This is a genomic window from Streptomyces sp. NPDC102437 (assembly GCF_044765565.1).
Classification (GTDB): Bacteria; Actinomycetota; Actinomycetes; order Streptomycetales; family Streptomycetaceae; genus Streptomyces.
Map to the genome: position 1 here is coordinate 25,598 of NZ_JBIWKI010000027.1, position 26,243 is coordinate 51,840.

The 26,243-nt window shown below is 71.3% G+C and carries 24 protein-coding genes; 8 read left to right on the top strand and 16 right to left on the bottom strand.

Translation table 11 applies throughout. The features are described 5' to 3' along the window. Window positions 1–21: 21 nt before the first annotated feature. Complete coding sequence (locus tag ACIRJP_RS29035) at window positions 22–1,596, bottom strand: MDR family MFS transporter (RefSeq protein WP_404180216.1); 1,575 nt, start codon at window positions 1,594–1,596, stop codon at window positions 22–24. Between the two features lie 139 nt (window positions 1,597–1,735). On the opposite strand from ACIRJP_RS29035, the gene ACIRJP_RS29040 reads away from it, so the two are divergent. After that, a complete protein-coding gene (locus ACIRJP_RS29040) occupies window positions 1,736–2,323 on the top strand; it encodes a TetR/AcrR family transcriptional regulator (RefSeq protein WP_404180219.1) in 588 nt (195 codons plus the stop codon). Window positions 2,324–2,351: 28 nt separating this feature from the next. On the opposite strand, the gene ACIRJP_RS29045 is transcribed toward ACIRJP_RS29040, so the two are convergent. Further along, complete coding sequence (locus tag ACIRJP_RS29045) at window positions 2,352–3,062, bottom strand: M23 family metallopeptidase (RefSeq protein WP_404180222.1); 711 nt, start codon at window positions 3,060–3,062, stop codon at window positions 2,352–2,354. A gap of 459 nt (window positions 3,063–3,521) precedes the next feature. Between ACIRJP_RS29045 and ACIRJP_RS29050 the strand changes: the two genes are divergently transcribed. Beyond that, a complete protein-coding gene (locus tag ACIRJP_RS29050) occupies window positions 3,522–3,884 on the top strand; it encodes a trypco2 family protein (RefSeq protein ID WP_404180225.1) in 363 nt (120 codons plus the stop codon). Further along, complete coding sequence (locus tag ACIRJP_RS29055) at window positions 3,881–7,096, top strand: NACHT domain-containing protein (RefSeq protein ID WP_404180228.1); 3,216 nt, start codon at window positions 3,881–3,883, stop codon at window positions 7,094–7,096. Before ACIRJP_RS29050 ends, ACIRJP_RS29055 begins: the two co-directional genes overlap by 4 nt. 86 nt (window positions 7,097–7,182) lie before the next feature. Here the strand turns inward: ACIRJP_RS29055 and ACIRJP_RS29060 are convergent, their stop codons facing one another. Further along, a complete protein-coding gene (locus tag ACIRJP_RS29060) occupies window positions 7,183–9,711 on the bottom strand; it encodes an ATP-dependent Clp protease ATP-binding subunit (RefSeq protein ID WP_342284700.1) in 2,529 nt (842 codons plus the stop codon). Between the two features lie 429 nt (window positions 9,712–10,140). On the opposite strand from ACIRJP_RS29060, the gene ACIRJP_RS29065 reads away from it, so the two are divergent. After that, the gene (locus ACIRJP_RS29065; RefSeq protein WP_404180231.1) at window positions 10,141–10,746 is read left to right on the top strand and encodes an SCO3374 family protein; all 606 of its coding nucleotides are present in this window, start codon (window positions 10,141–10,143) and stop codon (window positions 10,744–10,746) included. Here the strand turns inward: ACIRJP_RS29065 and ACIRJP_RS29070 are convergent. From ACIRJP_RS29070 to ACIRJP_RS29115, 10 genes are all read right to left on the bottom strand, one after another. Then, entirely contained in the window at window positions 10,725–11,060 is a 336-nt protein-coding gene (locus tag ACIRJP_RS29070; RefSeq protein ID WP_072487060.1) for an Lsr2 family protein, read from the bottom strand. The genes ACIRJP_RS29065 and ACIRJP_RS29070 overlap by 22 nt on opposite strands. Before the next feature lie 156 nt (window positions 11,061–11,216). Continuing rightward, window positions 11,217–11,774, bottom strand: a complete 558-nt coding sequence (locus ACIRJP_RS29075; RefSeq protein WP_404180234.1) for an amino-acid N-acetyltransferase — start codon at window positions 11,772–11,774, stop codon at window positions 11,217–11,219. A gap of 9 nt (window positions 11,775–11,783) precedes the next feature. Next, window positions 11,784–12,272: a BlaI/MecI/CopY family transcriptional regulator gene (locus ACIRJP_RS29080; RefSeq protein ID WP_404180237.1), complete on the bottom strand. Its 489-nt coding sequence runs from the start codon at window positions 12,270–12,272 to the stop codon at window positions 11,784–11,786. Between the two features lie 110 nt (window positions 12,273–12,382). Beyond that, complete coding sequence (locus tag ACIRJP_RS29085; protein ID WP_358948768.1) at window positions 12,383–12,562, bottom strand: hypothetical protein; 180 nt, start codon at window positions 12,560–12,562, stop codon at window positions 12,383–12,385. A gap of 56 nt (window positions 12,563–12,618) precedes the next feature. Beyond that, a complete protein-coding gene (locus tag ACIRJP_RS29090) occupies window positions 12,619–13,203 on the bottom strand; it encodes a hypothetical protein (RefSeq protein ID WP_404180405.1) in 585 nt (194 codons plus the stop codon). A gap of 139 nt (window positions 13,204–13,342) precedes the next feature. Continuing rightward, complete coding sequence (locus ACIRJP_RS29095; RefSeq protein ID WP_266731910.1) at window positions 13,343–14,140, bottom strand: type III pantothenate kinase; 798 nt, start codon at window positions 14,138–14,140, stop codon at window positions 13,343–13,345. Next, complete coding sequence (nadC, locus tag ACIRJP_RS29100) at window positions 14,140–15,174, bottom strand: carboxylating nicotinate-nucleotide diphosphorylase (protein ID WP_404180241.1); 1,035 nt, start codon at window positions 15,172–15,174, stop codon at window positions 14,140–14,142. The genes ACIRJP_RS29095 and nadC overlap by 1 nt, the downstream gene beginning before the upstream one ends. Window positions 15,175–15,176: 2 nt before the next feature. Next, entirely contained in the window at window positions 15,177–16,919 is a 1,743-nt protein-coding gene (locus tag ACIRJP_RS29105) for an L-aspartate oxidase (protein WP_404180244.1), read from the bottom strand. Then, a complete protein-coding gene (panC, locus tag ACIRJP_RS29110) occupies window positions 16,916–17,989 on the bottom strand; it encodes a pantoate--beta-alanine ligase (protein ID WP_404180247.1) in 1,074 nt (357 codons plus the stop codon). The genes ACIRJP_RS29105 and panC overlap by 4 nt, the downstream gene beginning before the upstream one ends. Continuing rightward, entirely contained in the window at window positions 17,986–18,942 is a 957-nt protein-coding gene (locus tag ACIRJP_RS29115) for a Rossmann-like and DUF2520 domain-containing protein (protein WP_404180250.1), read from the bottom strand. Before ACIRJP_RS29115 ends, panC begins: the two co-directional genes overlap by 4 nt. 247 nt (window positions 18,943–19,189) lie before the next feature. Between ACIRJP_RS29115 and ACIRJP_RS29120 the strand changes: the two genes are divergently transcribed. After that, window positions 19,190–20,383 carry a threonine aldolase family protein gene (locus ACIRJP_RS29120; protein ID WP_404180407.1) on the top strand — a complete coding sequence of 398 codons (1,194 nt, stop codon included), beginning with the start codon at window positions 19,190–19,192 and terminating at the stop codon, window positions 20,381–20,383. Here ACIRJP_RS29120 and ACIRJP_RS29125 read toward each other — a convergent pair. Further along, window positions 20,380–20,640, bottom strand: a complete 261-nt coding sequence (locus ACIRJP_RS29125; protein WP_404180253.1) for a hypothetical protein — start codon at window positions 20,638–20,640, stop codon at window positions 20,380–20,382. The genes ACIRJP_RS29120 and ACIRJP_RS29125 overlap by 4 nt on opposite strands. A 105-nt stretch (window positions 20,641–20,745) precedes the next feature. Between ACIRJP_RS29125 and ACIRJP_RS29130 the strand changes: the two genes are divergently transcribed. Continuing rightward, on the top strand, window positions 20,746–21,846 hold the full coding sequence (locus tag ACIRJP_RS29130) for a DUF5937 family protein (protein WP_404180410.1): 1,101 nt from the start codon (window positions 20,746–20,748) through the stop codon (window positions 21,844–21,846). A 110-nt stretch (window positions 21,847–21,956) separates the two neighbouring features. Here ACIRJP_RS29130 and ACIRJP_RS29135 read toward each other — a convergent pair whose 3' ends face one another. After that, window positions 21,957–22,631, bottom strand: coding sequence for a response regulator (locus ACIRJP_RS29135; RefSeq protein ID WP_404180256.1), 675 nt, complete (start codon window positions 22,629–22,631; stop codon window positions 21,957–21,959). An 83-nt stretch (window positions 22,632–22,714) separates the two neighbouring features. Further along, window positions 22,715–23,917, bottom strand: coding sequence for a sensor histidine kinase (locus ACIRJP_RS29140; protein WP_404180259.1), 1,203 nt, complete (start codon window positions 23,915–23,917; stop codon window positions 22,715–22,717). Between the two features lie 96 nt (window positions 23,918–24,013). On the opposite strand from ACIRJP_RS29140, the gene ACIRJP_RS29145 reads away from it, so the two are divergent. Further along, window positions 24,014–24,994 carry an SAM-dependent methyltransferase gene (locus tag ACIRJP_RS29145; RefSeq protein ID WP_404180262.1) on the top strand — a complete coding sequence of 327 codons (981 nt, stop codon included), beginning with the start codon at window positions 24,014–24,016 and terminating at the stop codon, window positions 24,992–24,994. Window positions 24,995–25,097: 103 nt separating this feature from the next. Further along, on the top strand, window positions 25,098–26,240 hold the full coding sequence (locus ACIRJP_RS29150) for an NADH-quinone oxidoreductase subunit D (protein WP_404180264.1): 1,143 nt from the start codon (window positions 25,098–25,100) through the stop codon (window positions 26,238–26,240). Window positions 26,241–26,243: the final 3 nt, after the last annotated feature.

Consider the following 26,243-nt stretch of genomic DNA (forward strand, 5'->3'; position numbering starts at 1 on the left):
TCCTTCGTACACCGCTCCGGATCAGACGACGGCCTCGGCCTGCTTGGTGGCCGGTCCCGCCCCGCGCAGCGGCACCTCCTTGACGAAGACCGAGGCGAGCAGGGCGGCCAGCGCGACCACGGCGCCCACCAGGAACGCGATGTGCGTGCCGGACGACACCGCGAACTGGTACGCCTCACGCGCCGCCTCCGGCAGCTTCGCCAGGCTCGCCGCGTCCAGCTGCGCGGACTTCTCGGTGGCCGCCCCGCCGCCGCGGGCGGCCATCTCGTCCTGTACCCGGCCGGTGAACAGCGCGCCCATGATCGCGACGCCGAAGGAGCTGCCGAGCGTACGGAAGAGGGTCGTCGCGGAGGAGGCGACGCCCATGTCCTTCATCTCGACGCTGTTCTGCGCGACGAGCATCGTGATCTGCATCAGGAAGCCCATGCCCACGCCGAGCACCGCCATGTAGAGGCCGGAGGTGAACCGCGTGGTGTCGACGTCCATCCGCGAGAGCAGGAACAGACCGGTCACCATCAGTACGGAGCCCACCACGGGGAAGACCTTGTACTTGCCGGTGCTGGTGGTGACCCGGCCCGCGACCAGCGAGACGACCATCATCGACAGCAGCATCGGCAGGAGCAGCAGACCCGAGTTGGTCGCCGAGGCGCCCTGGACGGACTGCTGGTACAGGGGCAGGAAGAGCACCGCGCCGAACATCACGAAGCCCGACATGAAGCCGACCACGGACATCAGGGTGAAGTTGCGGTTGCGGAAGATGTGCAGCGGAATGATCGGTTCTGCTGCCCTCGTCTCGACGAAGAGGAAGCCGACGAGCGAGGCGACACCGATCGCGGAGAGCTCCATGATCACGGCGGAGTCCCAGTCGTACTCCGTACCGCCCCAGGTGGTCACCAGCACGATCGCGGTGATGCCGAGGGTCAGCAGCCCCGCACCGAGGTAGTCGACCCTGGCCCGTGCGCCCTCCCGCTTCGGCAGGTGCAGCACGACGGTGACCATGGCGAGGGCGACCGCGCCCAGCGGCAGGTTGATGTAGAAGCTCCAGCGCCAGCCGAGGTGGTCGGTGATGGTGCCGCCGACCAGCGGTCCGCCGATCATGGCGATGGCCATGACACCGGCCATCATCCCCTGGTACTTGCCGCGCTCGCGGGGCGGGACCAGGTCGCCGATGATCGCCATGACGCCGACCATCAGACCGCCCGCGCCGAGCCCCTGGACCGCCCGGAAGCCGATCAGCTGGCCCATGTCCTGGGCCATTCCGCTCAGCACCGAGCCGATCAGGAAGATCACGATGGACGTGAGGAAGATGCCCTTGCGCCCGTACATGTCGCCGAGCTTGCCCCAGATGGGGGTGGAGGCCGCGGTGGCCAGGGTGTACGCGGTGACGACCCAGGACAGGTGCTCAAGACCGCCGAGGTCACCGACGATGGTCGGCATGGCCGTACCGACGATCAGGTTGTCCAGCATGGCCAGCAGCATCGTGATCATCAGGGCGAGCATCACCACCCGGACGCTGCGCTGCCGCGTCTGCGGTAGCCCGGCCGGACGGTCGGCGACGGCCGCCTTCCCGTCGGCCGCCTTCTTCAGATCGGACATTGGTCCCCACTCCCCTGATCCCCTGTTGGTCCCCTGTGCGAGGCAGGCACTTACTTGCCGCCCGGCTAGTAACTACACTGGGGAAAGTAGACCCCCAACTAGCCGGGCGTCAAGTAAGTTTCCAGCAAAGGAGAGCTTCATGGGGAGCACGCCGCAGCAGCGCCGTGGCAACACGCGCCAGCGCATTCAGGACGTCGCTCTGGAGCTCTTCGCCGAACAGGGCTACGAGAAGACCTCGCTCCGCGAGATCTCCGAGCGCCTGGACGTCACCAAGGCCGCGCTGTACTACCACTTCAAGACCAAGGAAGACATCCTGGCCAGCATCTTCGAGGACCTCAACCGCCCGGTCGAGGAGCTGCTCGCCTGGGGCAAGGAGCAGCCGCGCACGCTGGAGACGAAGAAGGAGCTCCTGCGCCGCTACAGCGAGGCTCTGACCGCCGCCGCCCCGCTGTTCCGCTTCATGCAGGAGAACCAGGCGGCCGTACGGGACCTGAGCATCGGGGTGACCATCAAGGAGCGCGTCGTCGCCCTGGTCGATCTGCTCCAGGAACCCGGCGCCCCGCTGACCGACCAGGTGCGCTGCTTCACCGCGCTCTTCGCGACGCACGCGGGCATGTTCGCCCTCAAGGACCTCGAAGGCGACCCCGAGGAGAAGCGCAAGGCCGTCCTCGAAGTCGCCTTCGAACTGATCACCAGGGCACACGGCCAGGGGAAGACCGCGGAGTAGTGGAGCCGTCGCGGCCTTCGCGGTCGGGTCAGACCGTGACGCCCTGCTTGTGCAGGAAGCCGACCGGGTTGACCGCGGAGCCGTAGTCGGCGGTGTGCCGGATCTCGAAGTGCAGGTGCGGGCCGCTGGAGTTGCCGGTGTTGCCGGAGAGCGCGATGGCCTCGCCCGTCTTCACGGCCTCGCCGATCCGCACCTGGATCTGCGACAGGTGGGCGTATTGCGAGTACGTACCGTTGGCGTGCTTGATCACGACGGCGTTGCCGTACGCGGGGCCGTCGCCGCCGCCGTTGGGGCCCGCCTTCACTACGGTGCCGCTGTGCGCGGCCTCGACCTTGGTGCCGATCGGCACGGCGAAGTCCTGGCCGGAGTGCTTGTGGGCCCAGCGGCTGCCGTCGTTGCCGAAGCTCGCGCTCAGCTCGTAGCGGCTGACCGGGGTCTCCCAGCCGTGAGCCTTCTTCAGCGCGGCCTTCTTCGCCGCGGCGGCCTTCGTGACCGCCGCCGCCTTCTTGGCCGCGACCTTCTCGGCGACCTTGCCCTGTACGGCGGCCTGCTCGGCGACCGATTCGGCCGTGCCGCGGTCGATCAGCTTCACGGAGTCCGGGGCACCCGCCGAGCCGGCCGCGAACGCAGCGCCCACACCGAGAACCATCGACGTCCCCAGGCCGGCTGCCACCACGGCGCCACGGACACGGGACACGGACGGGCGGCGGGAGTGCTGGAACGAAACGCGCTTCGACATAAGCGGAGAACCTCCGGAGATGACTGGACCCGGCGCTCCGGCCGGGCTGGCCATACCTTGGTAACCCGCACCCCGACCATTGCTCAAACCCCCCGTCTACGAACAAAAGCCGTAGCCGACGCCCCGGGAATTCACCGCCACAGGTTTGAAACGAGACACGCCCGAACCCGTCAAATCTCCGATTCCGGACAGGTTTAAAGCCAGTTCCAAACCGCTCGAAACGGACAGATCGCAGCGATTCACGCCCCTGCTCGCCCGGCCCCGAAAGCCCCCTCCACCACAGGGCCGAACGTCCCCGCAACAATTGCGGCACCCCCTCCTACTCCCCCTAGTAGGCCCGAAACGGGCTGTGCGCCTTGTCACCGCCGGCGGGCCGAAGCCCGTCCGTTTCGGGACCTTCGGCCTGTGCGCTGACTAGGCTGATACGACGACCACGAGGCCGACTCCGGGGGACGCACCATGGCCAGTGACGCCGCAGACACCAGCGACATGGACGGCATCGAACTCGCCGATGCCGTCGAGTCGATCCGCAACCAGCTCATCGACGCCGCGGGCCGCGCCACCGGCCGCCCCGTGGCCTTCGAGGTCGGCGACATCCAGATGGAGTTCACCCTCGAACTCCGCAAGGAGATCAAGGGCGGGAGCAAGGTCAAGGCCTGGGTGGTCGAGGCGGGCGCCGACGCCTCCCGCGCGACCGGCCGCACCCACAAGGTCGCGTTCACCCTGAAACCGCGCGACGTCACGACCGGCGGGCCCTGGCAGATCGGCAACGACGACCGGGGCAGCACGGCACACTTCGGCGGCGGAACGGCACGGCCGTGAGCACCGCGCCGCCCACCGCAACCGCGGCCCGCACGGTCGTCGTCCTCGGCGCCGGATCCGTCCAGGGCAGCGGCGCCCTGCTCACCCACCGGCTCGTGCTGACCTGCGCCCACGTGGTCAAGGGCGGCAGCCAGGCCACCATCGCCCACCCGGAGCGGGCGGACCACGCCACCGCCACGATCGCCTGGATCGACCACGACCTCGACGCCGCCCTCCTGCTGGCCCACACCCCGATCGTCCCCGTCGCTCCCGTACGGCTCGGCATCCTCCACTCCGAGCAAGCGGTCCCCGGATGCGAGATCACCGGCTTCCCCGACATCCAGCGGTACGGCCCCGAGGGTCATCTGGAGACCGACCAGTACACGGCCACCGCCCTGCCGATGGCCGGACAGCTGCGCGGACTGCTGGTCTGCGAGCTGGACGGCCCGCCGCCTCCCGGCGACGACTCGGAGCCCCCGTCACTGCGCGGGATGTCCGGCGGCCCGGTTTTCGCCGGGAACGTCCTCATCGGCATCGCCCGGCAGATCCCCCGGCAGCGCGGCGGCCGGCGCGTGGAGTGCGTACCGATCGCCCCGCTCATCCGCTCGCACCCGTTCGAACTGGTCTACCGGCAGACCGCCACGGCGCTGCGCCACGAGCGGGTCCATGGCCGCTTCCCCAGGGACGCGCGGTACGAGGAGGAGTACGCGGTGGCGCTCGGGGCCGCGTACCGCCGGACGAAGATCTTCGGCCTCGACGAGCTGGGCCGGCGCGACTCCGAATGGGACCTGGACACCGCGTACCTGAGCCTGGAGGCCCAGCAGAACGCCGGGGAAGCGGGTCCGCCGCCGCAGCGGATCGACGCGCTGCTCCCCGACCGTCCCCGGGTCCTGCTGCGCGGCGACGCGGGCGCCGGCAAGACCACGCTGCTGTGGTGGCTGGCCGCCCACGCCTCGGCCGGCACGCTGGGCGCGCAGCTGGCCCCGCTCAACGGCCTGGTCCCGTTCGTCGTGCCGCTGCGCACCCTGCGCGCCCAGGGCGGTACGTTCCCCGCCCCCGCCCAGCTGCCGGACGCGGCCCGGCTGGTGATCGACGCGGCCCCCGAGGGCTGGGTCGGCCGGGTGCTGGAATCCGGCCGGGCGCTGCTGCTGGTCGACGGCCTGGACGAGGTCCCGCGCGACGACCGCGAGCAGGCCCACGAGTGGCTGTCCCGCCTCCTGGAGCGCTACCCGGACATCCGCTGCGTGGCAACGGTGCGCCCGCTGGCCGTCGAGCCGGGCTGGCTGAGGTCCCAGGACTTCGAGGAGCTGTGGCTGCTGCCGATGCGGGACGGGGACATCGAGGCCTTCGTCGCCGCCTGGCACCGGGCCGCCCGGCTGGACGACGACGACCACGAGACGCTCGGCATGCTGGAAAGGGACCTGATCCAGCAGTTCGCCCAGAACCGGACCCTGCGAAACCTGGCCCGTACGCCGCTGCTCTGCGCGGTGATCTGCGCCCTGCACCGCCGCCGCCAGGGCATCCTGCCGGAGACCCGCTGGAGCCTGTACGACTCGGCCCTCACCATGCTGCTCGGCGACCGCGACAAGCAGCGCAGGATCGAGGCCCCCGAGGGCATCACGATGAGCGTGGAGGAGCAGGCCCAGCTGCTCCAGCGCATCGCGATCTGGCTGGTGCGGGGCGGCCAGTCGGAGCTCCACCGCTCAGCGGCACTGCACCAGCTGGAACGCGCCCTGCCGGGCATGGAACGGCTGCGCGCCCAGGGCTCGGCCGAGGAGATCCTGACCCATCTGCTGAACCGCAGCGGCGTACTCCAGGAACGTACCGACGACGTCTACCAGTTCGCCCACCGCACCTTCCAGGACTTCCTCGCAGCAAAGGAGTTCGTCGAGGGCGACCAGCTGAACGAACTGCTCGGCCGGGCGGGCACACAGAACTGGTACGACGTCATCCGGCTGTCGGCCGGCCACTGCGGGCGCCGCGAACACCCCGTACTGGTCAATGGACTGCTGGACGCGCAGCCCGGCCCCGGCGACACCGTGACCAGGAACGAGATCGTCGTCCTGGCCGCGCTCTGCGCACAGCACGCGACCTGGCTGGACGAGACGACACGGGACAGGGTCCGCTCGGCCGTCGGGGCGCTGTTCCCGCCGAGGAACGACAAGGACGTACGGCTGCTCGCCCACCTCGGTCCGGCCGCTCTGGAGTTCCTGCCCGACCCGGCCCACGCGCCCGCCAAGGAGCAGGCCCGCCCCTGCGTCGACCTGATCAACGAGATCGGCGGGGCGGAGGCCGTACCGCACGCCCGCCGCTGGGCACTCGCACACCCTGAGCTCAGCTACCTGTTCAGGGTGGACTGGGACAGGTACCCGGTGGAGAAGTACGCCCGCCAGGTCCTCGCGCAGCTGGATCACCACACCCTGAACATCGACTCCCCGGAGAAGCTGGCAGCGCTGCGCCACCTGCCGGCCGCCGCGGACCTGCAGATCATCGGGTGCTTCGGCTCGGCCGAACTCCACGCCGCTCTGCGCGACAGGCCCTGGAACGATCTGATCTTCCGGCAGAACCCCTGCATGACGGACCTGTCTTTCCTGGCGGACTGCGCCGAGCGACTCAAGACCCTGTCCCTGACCATCTGTCCGGCCGTACGGGACCTCGGCCCGCTCACCGGACTCCCTGCGCTGAAGATGGTCGCGCTGGACATGAGCCACATCCCCGACGACGCGCTGGTCGCCACGGCTTCGAGGGAACTGAGCCGCCTGCGGCTCAGCCACGTGACGGCCGAGCGGCTGACCCTGTTGCCCACCCACCCCGAACTGCGCTCACTGGCCATCGACGGGACGGGCTCGCTGGGGATCGACTCGCTCGACGGCTGGACGCGCCTGCAGCAGCTCGAACTGGAAACCCTCACGCCGGTCCGGCCACTGCTCGCCGCTCTCCGGAGGGCGCCACAGGTGACCCACGTCGCCCTGATCCTGGCGTCCCTGACGGAGTTCGGCGACGAGCAGCCCGTTCCTTCCGTCAGGGATCTGCTGCTCCGTCCCGGCGCCGACGCGCTCGGGCTCGAAACGATCCCCCGGGTCTTCCCCGCGCTGGAGTGGCTGGTGCTCACTCCGCCCCTGCATGTCAGGCACGTCGACCTGTCCCCGTTGCAGGCGATGCCCGAGTGCCGGGTGACCGTCACGGGTCACGCGGCGATCAGGGGCGGCCAAGGCCTCGACGTAAGCCGCTGACCACACCCGAAAGGGGCTGCCCCGGACCGTTTCGCACGGTTCCGGGGCAGCCCCTTCTACTTCTGCTCAGGCGCTCGGGGGCGTCCTCACACGTCCTTCGACATGTTCGGGCCCGCGCCGCCTGCCGCCTGCTCGATCGGGGGGACGTCGGGCAGGGCCGACTTCTCCTCGCCGCGGAAGGTGAAGGTCTTCTCCTCACCCTCGCCCTCGGTGCCGACGACCACGATGTGACCGGGGCGCAGCTCACCGAAGAGGATCTTCTCGGAGAGGATGTCCTCGATCTCGCGCTGGATCGTCCGGCGCAGCGGCCGGGCGCCCATCACGGGGTCGTAGCCCTTCTTGGCGAGGAGCGTCTTGGCCTCACCGCTGAGCTCGATGCCCATGTCGCGGTCCTTCAGACGCTCGTCCACCTTGGCGATCATCAGGTCGACGATCTGGATGATGTCTTCCTGGCTGAGCTGGTGGAAGACGACCGTGTCGTCGACACGGTTGAGGAACTCGGGCCGGAAGTGCTGCTTGAGCTCCTCGTTGACCTTGTTCTTCATCCGCTCGTAGCCGGTCTTGACGTCGCCCTGGGCGGCGAAGCCCAGGTTGAAGCCCTTCGAGATGTCCCGCGTCCCGAGGTTGGTCGTCATGATGATGACCGTGTTCTTGAAGTCCACGACCCGGCCCTGGGAGTCGGTCAGGCGACCGTCTTCCAGAATCTGGAGCAGGGAATTGAAGATATCGGGGTGCGCCTTCTCGACCTCGTCGAAGAGGACGACGGAGAACGGCTTGCGGCGCACCTTCTCGGTGAGCTGACCGCCCTCTTCGTAACCCACGTAACCGGGGGGAGAACCGAAGAGACGGGAAACCGTGTGCTTCTCGCTGAACTCCGACATGTCGAGGGAAATCAGCGCGTCCTCGTCGCCGAAGAGGAATTCGGCGAGCGTCTTGGAGAGCTCCGTCTTACCGACACCGGACGGGCCGGCGAAGATGAACGAGCCACCGGGGCGCTTCGGGTCCTTCAGGCCGGCTCGCGTACGGCGGATCGCCTGCGAGAGGGCCTTGATGGCGTCCTTCTGCCCGATGACGCGCTTGTGGAGCTCGTCCTCCATGCGCAGCAGGCGGGAGGACTCCTCCTCAGTCAGCTTGAAGACCGGGATGCCGGTCGCGGTGGCCAGGACCTCGGCGATGAGCTCGCCGTCGACCTCGGCCACGACGTCCATGTCGCCGGCCTTCCACTCCTTCTCGCGCTTGGTCTTCGCGGCGAGGAGCTGCTTCTCCTTGTCGCGCAGGGACGCGGCCTTCTCGAAGTCCTGCGAGTCGATCGCGGACTCCTTGTCGCGGCGGACGCCCGCGATCTTCTCGTCGAACTCGCGGAGGTCCGGCGGCGCGGTCATCCGGCGGATGCGCATCCGGGATCCGGCCTCGTCGATCAGGTCGATCGCCTTGTCCGGCAGGAAGCGGTCCGAGATGTACCGGTCGGCCAGCGTCGCGGCCTGGACCAGCGCCTCGTCCGTGATGGAGACGCGGTGGTGGGCCTCGTAGCGGTCGCGCAGACCCTTGAGGATCTCGATGGTGTGCGGCAGCGACGGCTCCGCGACCTGGATGGGCTGGAAGCGGCGCTCCAGCGCGGCGTCCTTCTCCAGGTGCTTGCGGTACTCGTCGAGCGTCGTGGCACCGATGGTCTGGAGCTCACCGCGGGCCAGCATCGGCTTGAGGATGCTGGCGGCGTCGATCGCGCCCTCGGCGGCACCCGCACCCACGAGGGTGTGGAGCTCGTCGATGAACAGGATGATGTCGCCGCGGGTGCGGATCTCCTTGAGGACCTTCTTCAGGCGCTCCTCGAAGTCACCGCGGTAGCGGGAGCCGGCGACCAGCGCGCCGAGATCCAGGGTGTAGAGGTGCTTGTCCTTGAGGGTCTCGGGCACCTCGCCCTTGACGATGGCCTGAGCCAGTCCCTCGACGACCGCCGTCTTGCCGACGCCGGGCTCGCCGATGAGAACCGGGTTGTTCTTGGTACGGCGGGAAAGCACCTGCATGACCCGCTCGATCTCCTTCTCGCGCCCGATGACCGGGTCGAGCTTGGATTCGCGAGCGGCCTGGGTGAGATTCCGGCCGAACTGGTCGAGCACCAGCGACGTGGAGGGCGTGCCTTCCGCGGGGCCGCCCGCCGTCGCCGCCTCCTTGCTGCCCGAGTAGCCGGAGAGCAGCTGGATGACCTGCTGCCGCACCCGGTTCAGGTCGGCGCCGAGCTTCACGAGGACCTGGGCGGCGACGCCCTCGCCCTCGCGGATCAGGCCGAGCAGGATGTGCTCGGTGCCGATGTAGTTGTGGCCGAGCTGAAGGGCCTCGCGGAGCGACAGCTCCAGGACCTTCTTGGCCCGGGGCGTGAAGGGGATGTGCCCGGACGGGGCCTGCTGGCCCTGGCCGATGATCTCCTCCACCTGCTGGCGGACCGCCTCGAGCGAAATCCCGAGGCTCTCCAGGGCCTTAGCGGCGACACCCTCACCCTCGTGGATAAGGCCCAGGAGGATGTGCTCGGTGCCGATGTAGTTGTGGTTGAGCATCCGGGCTTCTTCCTGAGCCAGGACGACAACCCGCCGCGCGCGGTCGGTGAACCTCTCGAACATCGTTAATCGCTCCTCAGAGCGGTCAGGCAGTAAGGGGTCGGTCCCCTCCCTGTCCTTCCGCAGCTTAGTCCCGCAAGCGGGGACCGCTCATTCCAACTGCCGACACCGTCCTTGGCCTCCTGCCCCGAACGCTGACAACTTCTCCAACCCGATGGTGCGAGACGATGTTCCCGCAGGCCAGGCAGATACCCCTTTCGCCAGTACGCCGACGGCGAACGTGAGACGCCCGAACCTGCGTGCCGCCCCTTCCCACTAGGGATGTCTTACCCGCAATTACAGACAGTCCATGCGGCGCGCGCCGGTTCCCTCCGCTACGGGCGAACATATTGGCGCTCGCCAATACGCCCCTACGCCCCCATCCCGGACACATTGCGCATCCACTCGTGAACTCTGCGTAACCCCCGGGGTGCCCAGGCCGTTCTTCCGGGCATGGCCATCACCGTCCCGTCCCCCGCGTCATCGGTCACCGGCGAGCGGAAGAGCGGCGACTGCGCCCGCTGGGCGCAGTGGTACGAACGCGAGCTCGGCTGGGCGACGGCGGGCACTGCGCCTGTGCGGCTGCTGACCGGGCTGCGGTTCGACGTGCTCCAGGTCCCTGCGGCCGCCGGTCACGCGGCGCTGCGGCGGCTGGACCGCATCGGGCCCGTGGCGCTGTCGGGCGCGCGGATGAGCCTGCTGGTCGCCGTGGGGAGCGCGGACGAGCTGCCCGGACTGCTCGACTGGCTGGAGTGGGGAGGCGTCGCCCTCTCACTGACCGCCATCGGCGCGGGCGGCCGGATCACCGCGCCGGTACCGCCGGGGCGGATGGCGGGCCGGCCGGGGACCGCTGCATGGCTGCGGCCCCCCGGGCTACGGCACGAGGAAGGGTCGGAGCTCCCGGCCCTCACCGGCCTCGGGAGCAGGGGTGGGGGTGCTCCCGATCTCGTACGGCTGGTGGACGCGGTGGCGACGGAATGCCACCGGGCCCGGTTGATGCGTGCCCGAACGGGACCGTCGACGGATGGGTCGACAGCTCAGCCGTTGGCCTTCTCGTAAGCTTCGCGGATCTCCGCGGGCACACGGCCACGGTCATTCACATTGTGGCCGTTCTCGCGGGCCCACTTACGGATCTCGGCGGTGTCCTTGTTGCCACCCGTAACGGCGCGGCCCTTGCCACGGCCGGACGCCGCGCGGCCACCCGTACGCCGGCCACCCTTGGTGTACGGCTCAAGAAGACCACGGAGCTTGTCCGCGTTGCTCGTCGTGAGGTCAATCTCGTACGTCTTGCCATCGAGAGCGAACGTGACCGTCTCGTCCGCCTCGCCGCCGTCGAGGTCATCGACAAGAAGGACCTGAACCTTCTGTGCCACTGGATTCCCTTTCATCGAAAATGCAGTACGCGGAAAGGAAACCGCTTTTCCCTGAAAAACACAAACCCCCGGGAGAGGTTCAGGATCGCGGGAAGACGGGAAACGTGCGCGATTCGGACATAGGGTTCCGCTTCTTGTGGCGGTCGCAGATGGCGCTCACAGATGCAGAAGCATCCGGCTGTTGCCCAAGGTGTTCGGCTTCACTCGTTCGAGACCCAGGAACTCTGCCACGCCCTCGTCATAGGAACGCAGCAGCTCGCTGTAGACATCTCCGTCGACCGGTGTCTCTCCGATCTCCACGAAGCCGTGCTTCGCGAAGAAGTCGACTTCGAAGGTGAGACAGAAAACCCGTCGCACACCCAGCCATCGGGCGGTCTGCAGCAACTTGTCCAGCACTTGATGGCCGACTCCGGCGCCCCTGATGCTGTGGTCGACGGCGAGAGTACGCACTTCGGCGAGGTCTTCCCACATCACGTGCAGTGCGCCGCAGCCGATGACCCGGGCATCCTCGTCGCGTTCCGCGATCCAGAACTCCTGGATGTCCTCGTAAAGCGTGACGGTCGCTTTGTCGAGCAGGATGCCTTCACGTACGTACCCGTCGAGGAGACGGCGGACCGATGCCACATCGTTGGTCCTGGCACGCCGGACTGTGATGGCCGTGTTTATGGCCGGCGGTTCGGTACGGGAATCGGCTCGCGGAAGCTCTGAGGACATACCCCGACGCTATCGCCCGGCCTCCGGGCCCGCCCCATCGGCCGGATCTCCCGCCGCTTCACCGGCCTCTTCACCGGCCGCCGCTTCGGCCCGTTCGCCGGCGGGTTCGCCGGACTGCGGCTCGGGGGTTCCGGAGATGGTGGGCTGAACGATCCGCATGGCGTCCTTGAGCGCTTCGCGCTGCTCGGCGGACATCATGCCGAAGAACGCGACAAGAGCGGCCGCGGGGTTGTCGCTGCGCGACCATGCTTCGTTCATCAGTGCGGCCGAGTAGGCGGCGCGGGTGGAGACCGCCGTATATCTATATGCGCGGCCGTCGACTTCCCTGCGCACCCAGCCCTTCTGATGGAGATTGTCCATTACCGTCATGACGGTGGTGTAGGCGATGGAGCGTTCCCGCTGAAGGTCCTCAAGGACTTCCCGCACGGTTACCGGACGGTTCCATTGCCAGACCCGTGTCATCACGGCGTCTTCCAGATCTCCCAATTGGCGGGGCACAATGTCACTTTAGTGCCAGATGCCTGGAATGGCCGATCTATTTGGTGCGACAAAAGGGCGCACGGCTCCGGCGGAGTCGTGCGCCCTTCGTGTGCTGCGGGGTGGCGGGGTCAGGCGCCGTCGGTCCGCGGAGCCTGCTGGACGGACTCGGCGCGGCCGATCGCCAGGTCCACGGCCGCGTCCTCCTTGGCCTTGTTGGGACCGCCCTGGCTCTTGACGATCGTCACGACGAGGCCGATGAAGAAGGCGGCCATCACCACGGGGGGCAGGAGCGCGGATACGTAGTCCATGCCGTCCAGAGTAACGAGGCCGGTACCGGCTTTTGCGCCGCCCCTCCCGAGAGGCCCTATCCCGCGGCGCGTTGCTGCGGCGACGGGACGGGACGGCGGCGGGGCGGGAAGACCTCCGAGGGCTTCGGCGCGGGGCGCCCGGCCGGCCGGGTGGGCCGGGCGGGTTCCGCCGGGGCCTTGGGCCGTTCGGGTTCAGCTTCGGCGGCGGCCCGGCCGCCGGGCAGGGCGAGGAGCCGGCTGCGCGGCGCGGGGGCCTTCGCCGACACGGCGTGTCCGGCGAGGCGGGCCCGTACCGACCGCTCCGCGAGCACCTGGCAGCGCGCCAGGAGCGCCGCGGCCACCGGCCTGTGGCGCAGGGCGCGCAGCGCCGCGAGGTCGTCGGGGCCGGGGTCGTATCCGCCCGCCAGTGCGTCCTGGAGCAGCTCCAGGTAGCCACTGACGGAGCCGGGGAGGGCGTTGCGGTAGCGGACGAGGTCGGCGAGGAGGAACGTGCGCAGCCGTCCCGCCTCGCCGACCGCCTCGTCCACGGCACCGGCCAGCCGCAGACAGTCCTGGACGTCCTCGTCCGGCAGAGGCATGGGGTGGAGGGCGATGGCGAGGGCACGTCGGAGCACCCGCAGCTCGTCCGCGCTGAACGCCATGCCGCCGCGTGATCCGTATGGCGTGGGCATAGCGCGACAATACGTGCTAAATGGACAATATCGGCTTAGCTGGCCGTCGGCGGCGCGGCGGCGCCGCACCGCCACCGCGAGCCGTTCCCGCAGGTACGGCCGGTATCCGCTACATCCGGGACACGTTCCGCTCGTACACCAGGCGCAGGCCGATGAGGGTGAGCCAGGGCTCGTGCTCGTCGATGACGGAGGACTCGCCCAACACCATCGGCGCAAGGCCGCCCGTCGCGATGACGGTGACGTCCTCCGGGTCGGCCGCCAGCTCCTTCTTCATCCGCGCCACGACGCCGTCCACCTGGCCGGCGAAGCCGTAGATGATGCCCGACTGCATCGCCTCGACCGTGTTCTTGCCGATCACGCTGCGCGGCCTGGCCAGCTCGATCTTGCGGAGCTGGGCGCCCTTGACGCCGAGCGCCTCGACGGAGATCTCGATGCCGGGGGCGATGACACCGCCGGTGTACTCCCCCCGGGCGGAGACCGCGTCGAAGGTGGTGGCCGTGCCGAAGTCGACGACGATCGCCGGACCGCCGTACAGGTCGACGGCGGCGACCGCGTTGATGATGCGGTCCGCGCCGACCTCCTTCGGGTTGTCCATCAGGATCGGCACCCCGGTCTTGATGCCCGGCTCGACGAGGACGGCGGGGACGTCGCCGTAGTAGCGGCGGGTAACCTCGCGCAGCTCGTGCAGGACGGCCGGGACCGTGGAGCAGATCGCGATGCCCTCGATGCCGTCGCCCAGCTCCATGCCGAGCAGCGGGTGCATGCCCATCAGGCCCTGGAGCAGCACGGCGAGCTCGTCGGCGGTGCGGCGGGCGTCGGTGGAGATCCGCCAGTGCTCGACGATCTCCTCGCCGTCGAACAGGCCGAGGACGGTGTGGGTGTTGCCGACGTCGATGGTGAGCAGCATCAGACGCCGGCCCCGTCGGTGTCGCGGAAGTCCAGACCGATGTCGAGGATCGGCGAGGAGTGGGTGAGCGCGCCGACGGCCAGGTAGTCGACGCCCGCCTCGGCGTAGGCGCGGGCGATGTCCAGGGTGAGCCGGCCGGAGGACTCCAGGACCGCGCGGCCGCCGGTCAGGGCGACCGCCTCGGCCGTCTGGAGCGGGGTGAAGTTGTCCAGCAGGATCAGGTCGGCGCCCGCGTCGAGCACCTCGCGGACCTGCTGGAGGGTGTCGACCTCGACCTCGATCGGTACGTCCGGGAACTCGTCCCGCACCCGTTTGAATGCCTCGGCCACGCCGCCCGCCGCGATGACGTGGTTGTCCTTGACCAGCGCCGCGTCCGACAGCGACATCCGGTGGTTGACGCCGCCGCCGCAGCGCACCGCGTACTTCTCCATGGCGCGCAGGCCAGGGGTGGTCTTGCGGGTGTCGCGGACCTTGGCCTTGGTGCCTTCGAGGACATCGGCCCAGGCGCGGGTGGCTGTCGCGATGCCGGAGAGCCGGCACAGCAGGTTGAGCGCGCTGCGCTCGCCGGTGAGCAGGTCGCGGGTGCGGGTGGTGACGGTCAGCAGCTTCTGGCCGGGGGCGACCCGGTCGCCGTCCTCGACGTGGCGCTCGACCGCGAACTCTTCCGTGCAGACGATGGACAGGACGGCCTCGGCGATGCGCAGACCGGCCACTACGCCCGCCTCACGGGCCGTGAAGTCACCGGTGGCCACGGCGTCCTCGGCGACGGTCGCGACGGTGGTGACGTCCACCCCGCCGTCCAGGTCCTCCTCGATGGCGACGTGCGCGACGTCCTCGACCTGGACCGGGTCCAGGCCCGCGTCGGCGAGGAGCTGGGCGAGGGCGGGGTCGAGGCCGCACTCCAGCGCGTCGAACTCGTCACCTCCGCAGCCGCAGCCATCCCCGCAGCCGCCCGCGGACGGTGCGGGCGCCCCGATCCGGACCAGCGGTACGTCCACGGGTGTGGGGCGCGGATTCTCTTCGGGCGTGCTCACGGTTACGGCTCCTCGGTGACATCGGCGGGGTGGGTGGGGGGTGCTGCTGCGCAGTCTGGTCCCTGCGCGGGGCGTACGGGCCCGAATGCCTCGGTCTCCGTCCGACGGAGGACCGGGACGCGCTCCGGCGTGAGCCGGACGACGAGGTGGCGGCGCCAGTTCTCGTCGTCGCGCTCCGGCCGGTCCTCGCGCCAGTGGCAGCCGCGGGTCTCCTCGCGCTGCCGGGCGGCGGCGACCAGGACGCGCGAGACGAGCAGCAGGTTGGTGACCTCCCACGCCTCGACGCCGGGCACCGCGACCTTGGGCTCGTCCGCCTCCACGGCCAGGGCGGCGCTGTCGTGGAGGGCCTCCAGCTCGTCGGCGGCGGCGGCCAGGCTCTCGGCGGAGCGCAGCACTCCGGCGCCCCGGGTCATGATGCGCTGGATCGTGGACCGGGCCTCCGGGGCGATCAGCGGGGAAGGCGCGTGGCCGTCTCCGGTCTCCGCGGGGCCCGCGGCGGGCCGGTCCTCGACGATGTCCGCCGCGATGCGCTCGGCGAAGACGAGGCCCTCCAGGAGGGAGTTGGACGCCAGCCGGTTCGCGCCGTGCACACCGGTGCAGGCGACCTCGCCGCAGGCGTACAGGCCGGGCACCGTGGTACGTCCCCGCAGGTCGGTGCGGATGCCGCCGGAGGCGTAGTGCGCGGCGGGGGCGACCGGGATCGGTTCGGTGACCGGGTCGATGCCGTGGGCGCGGCAGGCCGCCAGGATCGTCGGGAAGCGCTGCTCCCACATCCCGGCGCCGAAGTGGCGGGCGTCGAGATACATGTGCTCGGCGCCGAGCAGCTCCATCCGGCGGGTGATGGCCTTGGCGACGATGTCGCGCGGGGCCAGCTCCGCCAGATCGTGCTGTCCGAGCATGAAGCGGGTGCCGGACGCGTCGACGAGATGGGCGCCCTCGCCCCGTACCGCCTCCGAGACCAGCGGCTGCTGGCCCTCGGAGCCGGCGCCGAGGAAGAGGACCGTCGGGTGGAACTGGACGAACTCCAGGTCGGAGACCTCGGCGCCGGCCCGCAGCGCCAGCGCCACGCCGTCGCCGGTGGAGACCGCTGGGTTGGTGGTGGCCGAGAAGACCTGGCCCATGCCGCCGGTGGCGAGGACCACCGCGGGGGCCCGGACCGCGCCGACGCCGTCGTGCTGGCCCTCGCCCATGACGTGCAGCGTGACGCCCGCGGTACGGCCTTCGGCGTCGGTTTGGAGGTCCAGTACGAGCGCGTTCTCCACGGTGTGCAGGGCGGCCTCGCGGACCGCCTCGACCAGGGTGCGGGAGATCTCGGCGCCCGTGGCGTCGCCACCCGCGTGGGCGATGCGGCGGCGGTGGTGGCCGCCCTCCCGGGTCAGCGCGATGTCGCCGCTCTCCGTGGTGTCGAAGTGGGCGCCGGTCCCGATCAGCCGGCGTACCGCGTCCGGGCCCTCGGTGACCAGAATCCGAACCGCCGCCTCGTCGCACAGACCGACGCCCGCGACCAGAGTGTCGTCCAGGTGCTGCTCGGGGGTGTCGCCCTCGCCGAGGGCGGCCGCGATACCGCCCTGCGCCCAGCGGGTGGAGCCGTCGTCGAGGCGGGCCTTGGTGACGACGACGGTGGCGAGGCCCGCGGCGGCGCAGCGCAGTGCGGTGGTGAGACCGGCCACGCCGGAACCGACCACCACGACGTCGGCGTCGATGGACCAGCCGGGGGCGGGGGCGGTCAGCCGTATTCCGGTCACGTGGTGGCTCCGAAGGTCAGCGGGATGTTGTCGATGAGGCGGGTCTTGCCGACCCTCGCGGCGACGGCGAGGACCGCCTCGCCGGTGGTGCGGTCGTCGGGGATCTCGGTGAAGTCGGCCGGGTCCACCAGCGCCAGGTAGTCCAGGGCGAGCGGGGGTTGCGCGGCCGCCGCGTCCTCGAGGATCAGGAGTGCGGCCGCCCGTACCGCGGAGGGGCCGTCGACCGGGCGGGCCAGGGCCACCGCCTGGGTGTCGGCTGCGGCGCGGGCCTCGCCGAGCGCGGTGAGCGCGGCGGCCCGGCCGGTGGTGGCCGAGGTGGTCCGGGCGCGGGCGTGCAGCGCCTGCTGGGCGGCGAGCCGGTCGCGGGCGGCGAACAGGGCCCGGGACAGGGCGAGGGCGGTGTGCCGTTCCTCCGCGTCCAGGAAGCGGTTGCGGCTGGAGAGCGCGAGGCCGTCCGGCTCGCGGACCGTCTCCACGCCTGCGATCTCCACGGGGAAGTTCAGATCGCGCACCATGCGGCGGATCAGCGCCAGCTGCTGGGCGTCCTTCTGCCCGAAGAACGCGACGTCGGGGCGGGTGAGGTGGAGGAGCTTGGCGACGACGGTGAGCATGCCGTCGAAGTGTCCGGGGCGCGAGGCCCCTTCGAGCCGCTCGCCCATGGGCCCCGCGGAGATCCGGACCTGCGGCTCGCCACCGGGGTAGACCTCGTCGACGGACGGCGCGAAGACCGCGTCCGCCCCGGCGGCGCCCGCCACGGCGAGGTCGGCGTCGAGGGTGCGGGGATAGCGGTCCAGGTCGGCGGCCTCGCCGAACTGGAGCGGGTTGACGAAGACGGTGACGACCACCTGGCCGTCGGGGCCCGCCGCCGCGCGTGCGGCGCGGACCAGGGTGGCGTGGCCCTCGTGCAGGGCGCCCATGGTCATGACGACGGCCCGCACGCCCTTGAGCGGGGCGAAGGCGCCGAGCTCGGCCGCGGTACGGAGCAGGGTGGCCGCGGGCTCGTGGGCTGCGGCGGGCGTCCTCGGCGCGGTGGGGCGGGGGGTGCCGGGCGTGCCGGTCGTGTCGGTCATCGGGGCTCCTGTGATCCGGTGCCGTCCGTGGTGCCGGGGCCGGTTCCGTCGGCCAGGACCCCGAGGAGGTCCTCGGCCAGCTCCGGCTTGAGCATGCCGTGGGCGAGCGCGCGGTCGGCGGTGGCGCGGGCCATCGCCACGTATCCGGCCACGGCCTGCGGGGAGTGCCTGCGCAGCTCGCCGATGTGCGCGGCGACCGTACCGGCGTCGCCGCGCGCCACCGGGCCGGTCAGCGCGGCGTCGCCGGAGCGCAGGGCGTTGTCGAGCGCGGCGCCGAGGAGGGGGCCGAGCATCCGGTCGGGAGCGGTGACCCCGGCCGTGCGCAGCAGCTCCATCGACTGGGCGACCAGGGTGACCAGGTGGTTCGCGCCGAGGGCGAGCGCCGCGTGGTAGAGCGGGCGCGACTCCTCCGCGATCCATTCGGGCTCGCCGCCCATCTCGATGACCAGTGCCTCGGCCGCGAGCCGCAGCTCCTCGGGGGCGGTCACTCCGAAGGAGCAGCCGGCCAGCCGCTGGACGTCGACGGTGGTGCCGGTGAAAGTCATCGCCGGGTGCAGCGCGAGCGGCAGGGCGCCGGCCCGCAGCGCCGGGTCCAGGACGCCGGTCCCGTACCGACCAGAGGTGTGGACGATCAGCTGTCCCGGCCGCACCGCGCCGGTCTCGGCGAGGCCCTCGACCAGGCCGGGCAGGGCGTCGTCGGGGACGGTCAGCAGCACCAGCTCGGCGCGCGCGAGGACCTCGGCGGGCGGCACCAGCGGTACGTCGGGCAGCAGTGCGGCCGCCCTGCGCACGGAGGCGTCGGAGACGCCGGACACGGCGACCGGCCGGTGCCCGGCGAGCTGGAGCGACGCGGCCAGAGCGGGGCCGACACGGCCCGCGCCCACGACGCCGACGGTGAGGCGGGCGGGGCGGTCCCTGGCTTCGAGGGGGTCATTGGGGGCTGTTGCATTCACGCGGCGATGGCCTTCCGTTCCAGTCCGCGGGGGGTACCGGACGACTTCTCTGCATGCTACGCCAGCGTTTCGTCCGGGCTCCGGGCTGTCCACAGCCTGTGGGAAAAGTCCGGGCGGGGTGCGCGGCCCCCGGCCGGGGGCGCCCATAAATCGTGCGAGTCCGGGCCGCGCGCTGCGTGATGATCGTCCCATGACAGACACAGCGGACACGGACGAGCTGCGCATGGCGGACACGGATGAGCAGGGCATGGCGGACACGGGCACGCAGTCGCGGCCGGAGGCGCGGGAGGACCCGCGAGAGGAATCCCGGGAGGACGCGCAGCGGCTGCGCCGGATCAACGCCTGGGCCGCGGCCGAACGGGTCCTTGTCCGGCCGCATATGAATCTCTCGCTCGGGGAGCGGCTGGCCGCGCTGGCGTCCGGGGCCGGGTCCGTCACCGATCTCGACCGCCCCGCCGACATCTACGGCGACGGCGTCGTCGCCGAGCTGGAGGAACGGATCGCGGACCTGCTGGGCACAAAGGCCGCGGCGTTCTTCCCGACCGGGACGATGGCGCAGCAGGTCGCGCTGCGGTGCTGGGCCGGGCGGACCGGCAACCCCACGGTGGCGCTGCACCCGCTCTCCCACCCCGAGCTGCACGAGCGCGGCGCGCTGGAGGCGGTGAGCGGGCTGCGTACCGTCCACCCGACGACCGCGCCCCGGCTGCCCACGGCTCAGGAGATCCGCGACTTCGACGAGCCGTTCGGCACGTTGATGCTGGAGCTGCCGTTGCGCGACGCCGGTTTCGTCCTGCCGACGTGGGAGGAGCTGGAGGACGTGGTGGCGGCCGCGCGGGAGCGCGATGCGGTGGTGCACATCGACGGCGCGCGGCTCTGGGAGTGCGCCCCCCACTTCGGGCGGGAGCTGCCGGAGATCGCGGCGCTCGCGGACAGCGTGTACGTCTCGTTCTACAAGACCCTGGGCGGAATCTCCGGAGCCGCGCTGGCCGGTCCCGCCTCGCTGATCGAGGAGGCCCGCACCTGGCGCCACCGGTACGGCGGGCAGGTCTTCCAGCAGTTCCCGGCGGCGCTCGCGGCCCTGATCGGCCTCGGTCAGGAGCTGCCGGAGCTGGCTTCGTACGTGGCGCAGGCGAAGGTGGTGGCGGGGGCGCTGGCCGAGGGGTTCTCAGCGGCCGGCACCCCGTGGTTCCGGGTGCATCCGGAACCGCCGCACACGCACCAGTTCCAGGTGTGGCTGCCGTACGGGGCCGACGCCCTGACCGAGGCGGCGGTGCGGCAGGCGGAGGAGACGGGCGTGTCCCTCTTCCGCAAGTGGTACCCGGCGGCCGCCGGGCCGCCCGGACTGTCGTTCACCGAGGTGACGGTGGGCCGCGAGGGGCTGGAGTGGACCGCCGACGACGTACGTGAGGCGGTACGGGAGTTCGTTCAGCGCCTGGTCTAGCGGGATCCCGCGGGGCCGGCGGAGGAACGGCCGGGAGCGCCGCAACCGCCGGTTCCGCGGCTCCGGGCGAGCAGCGCCCGCAGCGCTGCCCATCGGCGGCCGCGCGCCGGGCGGCCCGCGATCACCGCTTCGAAGCGCCGCCGGTCGCGGGCCTCGCGCACCGCTCCCCAGTCGTGCCGGCCCGGCAGCGGCGGCGGCACTTCTCCCCGCTGGGTCGCGCGATAGCTGTCGATCATGTGCTGCTGAATGGCGTCCATGGCCTCAGCGTGGGCCGGTCCCGGCGCCGCCCGCCCGCCGATTGACGACCACCGTCAAATGGCGCGATGCCTCCCACCGGCACCCCGCACTATGGAGGGGTGAGCGTGCACATCGACATCGCCGGGCTGGCGCCCGACCGCATCGTCTTCGAGACCTCCCCCCTCGCCGAGCTGGGGCTGGCCCTGCACGCCCTCTCCGAGCCGGGGCACCACCCCGGCCTGCACGGCTGGGCGACGGCGACCGCCAGCGCGCTGGAGCCGGACCTCGCCGACCGGCTGCACGAGGCCGACTTCCTGTGGCGCCACACGTTCTCGGACGTTTTCATGGCCTTCGCCGGAGTCCGCGGCGGCAACGGCAGGACGGGCGCGAACCTCGCCGAGGACCTCGACCTCCTCGACCGGCTCGACGACGAGCGGTTCGTCGCCGCCGCCCTGGAATTCACCTGCACCAGCCTGTACGGGCTCGGCGCGCCCTCCCCGCTCACCGATCCGGTGATGCGCGCCCGCACCCTGGACATGGCGGCGGCGCGCGGCCCCCGGCAGGTGGAGTTCGCCCAGCGGCTGCTGGCCGATCCGGCCCCGGTGCGGGCCTGGGTGCGGCGCCTGTTCGAGGACTGCGACCGGGCGTTCTTCGCGGACACCTGGCGCCGGGTCCAGGTCCAGCTGGCCGCCGACGCCCGGCACAAGAACGACCTGCTGCGGCGCAAGGGGCTCGGCGAGGCGATGGCCGCGGTGTCCACGGCGCTGAGCGTCGACGAGGCCGGGACCAGGATCAGCGCCGACAAGCTCAGCGAGGGCCGCACCAGCGCCGTAGGCCCCGGGCTCACGCTCATCCCGTCCACCTTCGGCTGGCCCCACCTCAACCTGCTGCACGCGCCGGGCTGGCGCCCGGTGATCCACTACCCGGTGCACCAGCCCGAGCTGCCCTCCCCCGCCTCCGTTGAACTGCTCCAGCTGCGCATGGAGGCGCTGGCCCACCCGATGCGGATGCGGCTCTGCCGCCATCTCGCCCGCTCCCCGCACACCACCGGGCAGCTCGCCGAGACGCACGGCATCACCGCGCCCGAGGTCTCCCGGCATCTCGCGGTGCTGAAGAAGGCGGGCCTGGTCACCACCCGGCGGCGCGGCCGGTACGTGCTGCACCAGCTGGACCTGACCTCGGTGGCACGGCTCGGCAGTGACTTCCTGGAAGGCATCCTGCGCTGACCGCCGCCGGGCCACCCCGGACACGGCCCGAGTCCGACCGACCCGCCGGGCCACCCCGGACACGGCCCGAGTCCGACCGACCCGCCGGGCCACCCCGGACACGGCCCGGGTCAGACCGACCTGCCGCCGGCCCGGACCAGCCCCGTCTCGTACGCGAGGACCACGACCTGCACCCGGTCGCGCAGGCTCAGCTTGGTGAGGATGCGGCCCACGTGCGTCTTCACGGTCGCCTCGGAGAGCACCAGGCGCGCCGCGATCTCACCGTTCGACAGACCCTGGGCGACCAGCAGCATCACCTCGCGTTCGCGTTCGGTGAGCCTGGCGATGTCCTTGTGCTGCGGTTCGCCGGTGCCGCTCGGCAGCATCGGGGAGAAGCGGTCGAGCAGCCGGCGGGTGGTGGACGGGGCGACGACCGCGTCACCGCTGTGCACGGAGCGGATGGCGGCGAGCAGCTCGCCGGGCGGCACGTCCTTGAGCATGAAGCCGCTGGCCCCGGCCTTCAGCCCGGAGAAGGCGTACTCGTCGAGGTCGAACGTCGTCAGGATCAGCACCTTGGGCGCGTCCGGCTGCGCGCAGATGCGCCGGGTGGCCTCGACCCCGTCCAGCCTCGGCATCCGTACGTCCATCAGCACCACGTCGACGGCGGTGGAGCGGAGGTTCTCGATCGCCTCCGCGCCGTCGCCCGCCTCGGCCACGACCTCCATGTCCGGCTGCGCGGCGAGCACCATCCGGAAGCCGGTGCGCAGCAGCATCTGGTCGTCGACGAGCATCACGCGGATGGCCATGAGGTGTCCTGTCTCCTGTCTGGTACGACGTCTGCCCGATACGGCGTCCGTCCGATACGGCGTCGGTTCGGACGCCCGGGCTTCTAGTGGGCCGGCTTGAGCGGCAGCAGCGCGCTGATCCGGAAGCCGCCGCCGGGCCGCGGCCCGGCGTCCAGCGTGCCGCCGACCATGCCGACCCGCTCGCGCATCCCGATCATTCCGTGGCCCGCGCCGTCGGCGCCGCCGTCCTCGTACAGTTCGTGCGCCGCGCCCCGCCCGTCGTCCTCGATCAGCAGTCCGAGCCCGTCGTCGAAGTAGACCAGACGCACGCTGGCCCCCGCGTCCGGGCCTCCGTGCTTGCGGGTGTTGGTCAGGGCCTCCTGCACGATGCGGTACGCGGTCAGCTCGACCCCGCTGGGCAGCGGGCGCGGGGTGCCCTCGATCTTGAAGTCGACGGCCAGGCCGGCCTGCCTGACCTGGTCGATCAGGTCCTCGATCTGGTCCACGTCCGGCTGCGGGACGTACTCCCCGCTCTCCTGCGCGTCGCCCGTCCGCAGCACCCCGAGCAGCCGCCGCATCTCGGCGAGCGCCTGCCTGCCGGTGCTGGAGATGGTCTCCAGGGCCTGCTTGGCCTGGTCGGGGGCGGCGTCCATGACGTACGCCGCACCGTCGGCCTGCACCACCATCACCGACACGTTGTGCGCGACGACATCGTGGAGTTCACGTGCGATCCGGGCCCGCTCGGCCGCCACCGCCACCTTCGACTGCGCCTCGCGCTCCCGCTCCAGCCGGGCGGCGCGCTCCTCCAGCTGACTGAAGTAGGCGCGCCTGGTCCGCATCGAGTCGCCGAGCACCCAGGCCAGCACGAACGGCACGGTCAGCACGATGACGACGAAGGTCTGCTCGGCCCAGCCGCCCTGCGGTGCTTCCTGCGGCCAGCGCAGCGTGGACACACCCGCCGCGCCCAGGCTGCAGACCAGCGCGAGCCGGGACGCCCAGCGCTCCCCGACGGTGGCCACGGTGAAGACGATCACCAGCATGGCGAAGTTCGCGACACCGGGGCCGACCCCGGTGACCAGTTGCGCCACGCCCATCGCGATGGCGAGCAGCAGCATCTTCTCCGGTACGCGCCGGCGCAGCGCGACGACGACGCAGAGGCCGAGGGCGATCGGAACAGCGGCGGGGCGCCCCGCCCCGACGCTCGGGGCACTCACCATGGACATGCCGGAGAGCCCGAGGAGGACGACGGCCCAGAAGCAGTCGACGCCCGTCGGGTGTCTGCGGATGAAGTCGTAGAGGCGCTGCACGTAACCCAGCGTAGGGACAGGCGAGGGGCGCCCGGGTCAGCCGAAGGGCCGATCCGGCTCCAGGGACCGTACTCCCCAAGGTGGAGACTTGGACAGGTGACGGATGAGTGGCGTGGGTGGCAAGTGGCGGCAGCGACCGCTTTGTACGGGGACGGGGGGTTCTACCGGAGCCCCGAAGGGCCGGCGGGCCACTTCCGTACCTCTGTCCACGCGTCCCCGCTCTTCGCCGCCGCCGTCGCCCGGCTGCTGGTCGAAACGGCCCGGGAGCTGGGCACCGGCTCGGTCGACCTGGTGGACGTGGGGGCCGGCCGGGGCGAGCTGCTGACGGGGGTACTGGCGGCGCTGCCGGCCGCGGGCGGCGACGGTCTGGCCGTACGGGCGTACGCCGTGGAGCTCGCCGCCCGTCCGCGCGGTCTGGATGCCCGGATCGAGTGGTGCGCCGAACCGCCGCCGCGCACGTACGGCCTGCTGTTCGCCAACGAGTGGCTGGACAACGTCCCGACCGATATCGCCGAGACCGACGCGGACGGCGTCGACCGGTACGTCCTGGTCCGGGACCGGGACGGTACGGAGCGGCTGGGCGAGCCGGTGACCGGGGCGGACGCCGAGTGGCTGCGCCGCTGGTGGCCGTCGGCCGGTCCGGGCAGCCGCGCGGAGATCGGCCGCCCCCGCGACGAGGCCTGGGCGCGGGCGGTGGCCTCGCTGGCCGGGGGGCTCGCCGTGGCGGTGGACTACGCCCATGTGCGCGACGCGCGACCCCCGTTCGGCACCCTGACCGGCTTCCGGGGAGGCCGCGAGGTCCGGCCGGTGCCGGACGGCAGCTGCGACCTCACCTCGCACGTGGCGCTGGACTCCTGCGCGGCGGCCGGGTCCTTCGCCGGTGCGCCGCCCGAGCTGCTGAGCCAGCGCGAGGCGCTGCACCGCCTCGGCGTCGGCGGCGAACGCCCGCCCCTGGCCCTGGCGTCGACCGACCCGGCCGGCTACGTACGGGCGCTCGCCTCGGCGGGCGAGGCGGCGGAGCTGACGGCCCGCGGCGGCCTCGGCGACTTCGGCTGGCTGATGCAGCGAAGGGGCTGAGACCGGCCGCCGGGCAGCCGGGGAGGGGGTCCGGGCACGGCCATCGGGCGGCCGGGGCGGGGTCCGGGGCGGGGCCCTGGTGCGTTCGCGCGATACTGGCCGCATGACGGAGACGACGGTCGGCATCGGCGGAGCGGCGGAGAGCACCGACATGGTGCTCAACATCGGCCCGCAGCACCCCTCCACCCACGGCGTGCTCCGACTGCGCATCGTCCTGGACGGCGAACGCATCCAGCACGCCGAGCCGGTCATCGGCTACATGCACCGGGGCGCCGAGAAGCTGTTCGAGGCCCGCGACTACCGGCAGATCGTGATGCTCGCCAACCGCCATGACTGGCTCTCGGCGTTCTCCAACGAGTTGGGCGTCGTGATGGCCGTGGAGCGCATGCTCGGCATGGAGGTCCCGGAGCGCGCGGTCTGGACCCGCACCCTGCTCGCCGAGCTGAACCGGGTCCTGAACCATCTGATGTTCCTCGGTTCGTACCCGCTCGAACTCGGCGGGATCACCCCGGTGTTCTACGCCTTCCGCGAGCGCGAGGAGCTCCAGGCCGTGATGGAGGAGGTCTCCGGCGGCCGGATGCACTACATGTTCAACCGCGTCGGTGGCCTCAAGGAGGACCTCCCGGCCGGATGGCTCGGACGGGCCCGGGACGCCGTCGCCTCGGTCCGGTCCCGGATGGACGTCTACGACGACCTGGTGCTCGGCAACGAGATCTTCCGAGGCCGCACCCGCGACGTGGGCGTGCTGTCCGCCGGGACCGTGCACGCGTACGGGGTGTCCGGGCCGATCGCCCGCGCCTCGGGCGTCGACTTCGATCTCCGGCGCGACGAGCCGTATCTCGCGTACGGGGAACTCCAGGACACCCTGAAGGTGGTCACCCGCACCGAGGGCGACTGTCTGGCCCGCTTCGAGTGCCTGCTGGAGCAGACGCACAACGCCCTGGACCTCGCGGACGCCTGCCTGGACCGGATGGCCGGCCTGGCCCCCGGCCCGATCAACCAGCGGCTGCCCAAGGTGCTGAAGGCCCCCGAGGGCCATACCTACGCCTGGACCGAGAACCCGCTCGGCATCAACGGCTACTACCTGGTGTCAAGGGGCGAGAAGACCCCGTACCGGCTGAAGCTCCGCTCCGCCTCGTACAACAACATCCAGGCGCTCACCGAGCTGCTGCCAGGCACGCTGGTCGCCGACATGGTCGCGATCCTGGGCTCGCTCTTCTTCGTCGTCGGCGACATCGACAAGTAGTCG

Excerpts from the sequence above, each read along its gene's own strand:
- ACIRJP_RS29045 (WP_404180222.1), bottom strand. The coding sequence starts at position 3,062 with ATGTCGAAGCGCGTTTCGTTCCAGCACTCCCGCCGCCCGTCCGTGTCC.
- ACIRJP_RS29075 (WP_404180234.1), bottom strand. The coding sequence starts at position 11,774 with ATGTCCTCAGAGCTTCCGCGAGCCGATTCCCGTACCGAACCGCCGGCC.
- ACIRJP_RS29085 (WP_358948768.1), bottom strand. The coding sequence starts at position 12,562 with ATGGACTACGTATCCGCGCTCCTGCCCCCCGTGGTGATGGCCGCCTTC.
- ACIRJP_RS29135 (WP_404180256.1), bottom strand. The coding sequence starts at position 22,631 with ATGGCCATCCGCGTGATGCTCGTCGACGACCAGATGCTGCTGCGCACC.
- ACIRJP_RS29060 (WP_342284700.1), bottom strand. The coding sequence starts at position 9,711 with ATGTTCGAGAGGTTCACCGACCGCGCGCGGCGGGTTGTCGTCCTGGCT.
- ACIRJP_RS29125 (WP_404180253.1), bottom strand. The coding sequence starts at position 20,640 with ATGGACGCCATTCAGCAGCACATGATCGACAGCTATCGCGCGACCCAG.
- ACIRJP_RS29040 (WP_404180219.1), top strand. The coding sequence starts at position 1,736 with ATGGGGAGCACGCCGCAGCAGCGCCGTGGCAACACGCGCCAGCGCATT.
- ACIRJP_RS29035 (WP_404180216.1), bottom strand. The coding sequence starts at position 1,596 with ATGTCCGATCTGAAGAAGGCGGCCGACGGGAAGGCGGCCGTCGCCGAC.
- ACIRJP_RS29120 (WP_404180407.1), top strand. The coding sequence starts at position 19,190 with ATGGCGGACACGGGCACGCAGTCGCGGCCGGAGGCGCGGGAGGACCCG.
- ACIRJP_RS29090 (WP_404180405.1), bottom strand. The coding sequence starts at position 13,203 with ATGGCGTTCAGCGCGGACGAGCTGCGGGTGCTCCGACGTGCCCTCGCC.
- panC (WP_404180247.1), bottom strand. The coding sequence starts at position 17,989 with ATGACCGACACGACCGGCACGCCCGGCACCCCCCGCCCCACCGCGCCG.
- ACIRJP_RS29050 (WP_404180225.1), top strand. The coding sequence starts at position 3,522 with ATGGCCAGTGACGCCGCAGACACCAGCGACATGGACGGCATCGAACTC.
- ACIRJP_RS29065 (WP_404180231.1), top strand. The coding sequence starts at position 10,141 with ATGGCCATCACCGTCCCGTCCCCCGCGTCATCGGTCACCGGCGAGCGG.
- ACIRJP_RS29150 (WP_404180264.1), top strand. The coding sequence starts at position 25,098 with ATGACGGAGACGACGGTCGGCATCGGCGGAGCGGCGGAGAGCACCGAC.
- ACIRJP_RS29095 (WP_266731910.1), bottom strand. The coding sequence starts at position 14,140 with ATGCTGCTCACCATCGACGTCGGCAACACCCACACCGTCCTCGGCCTG.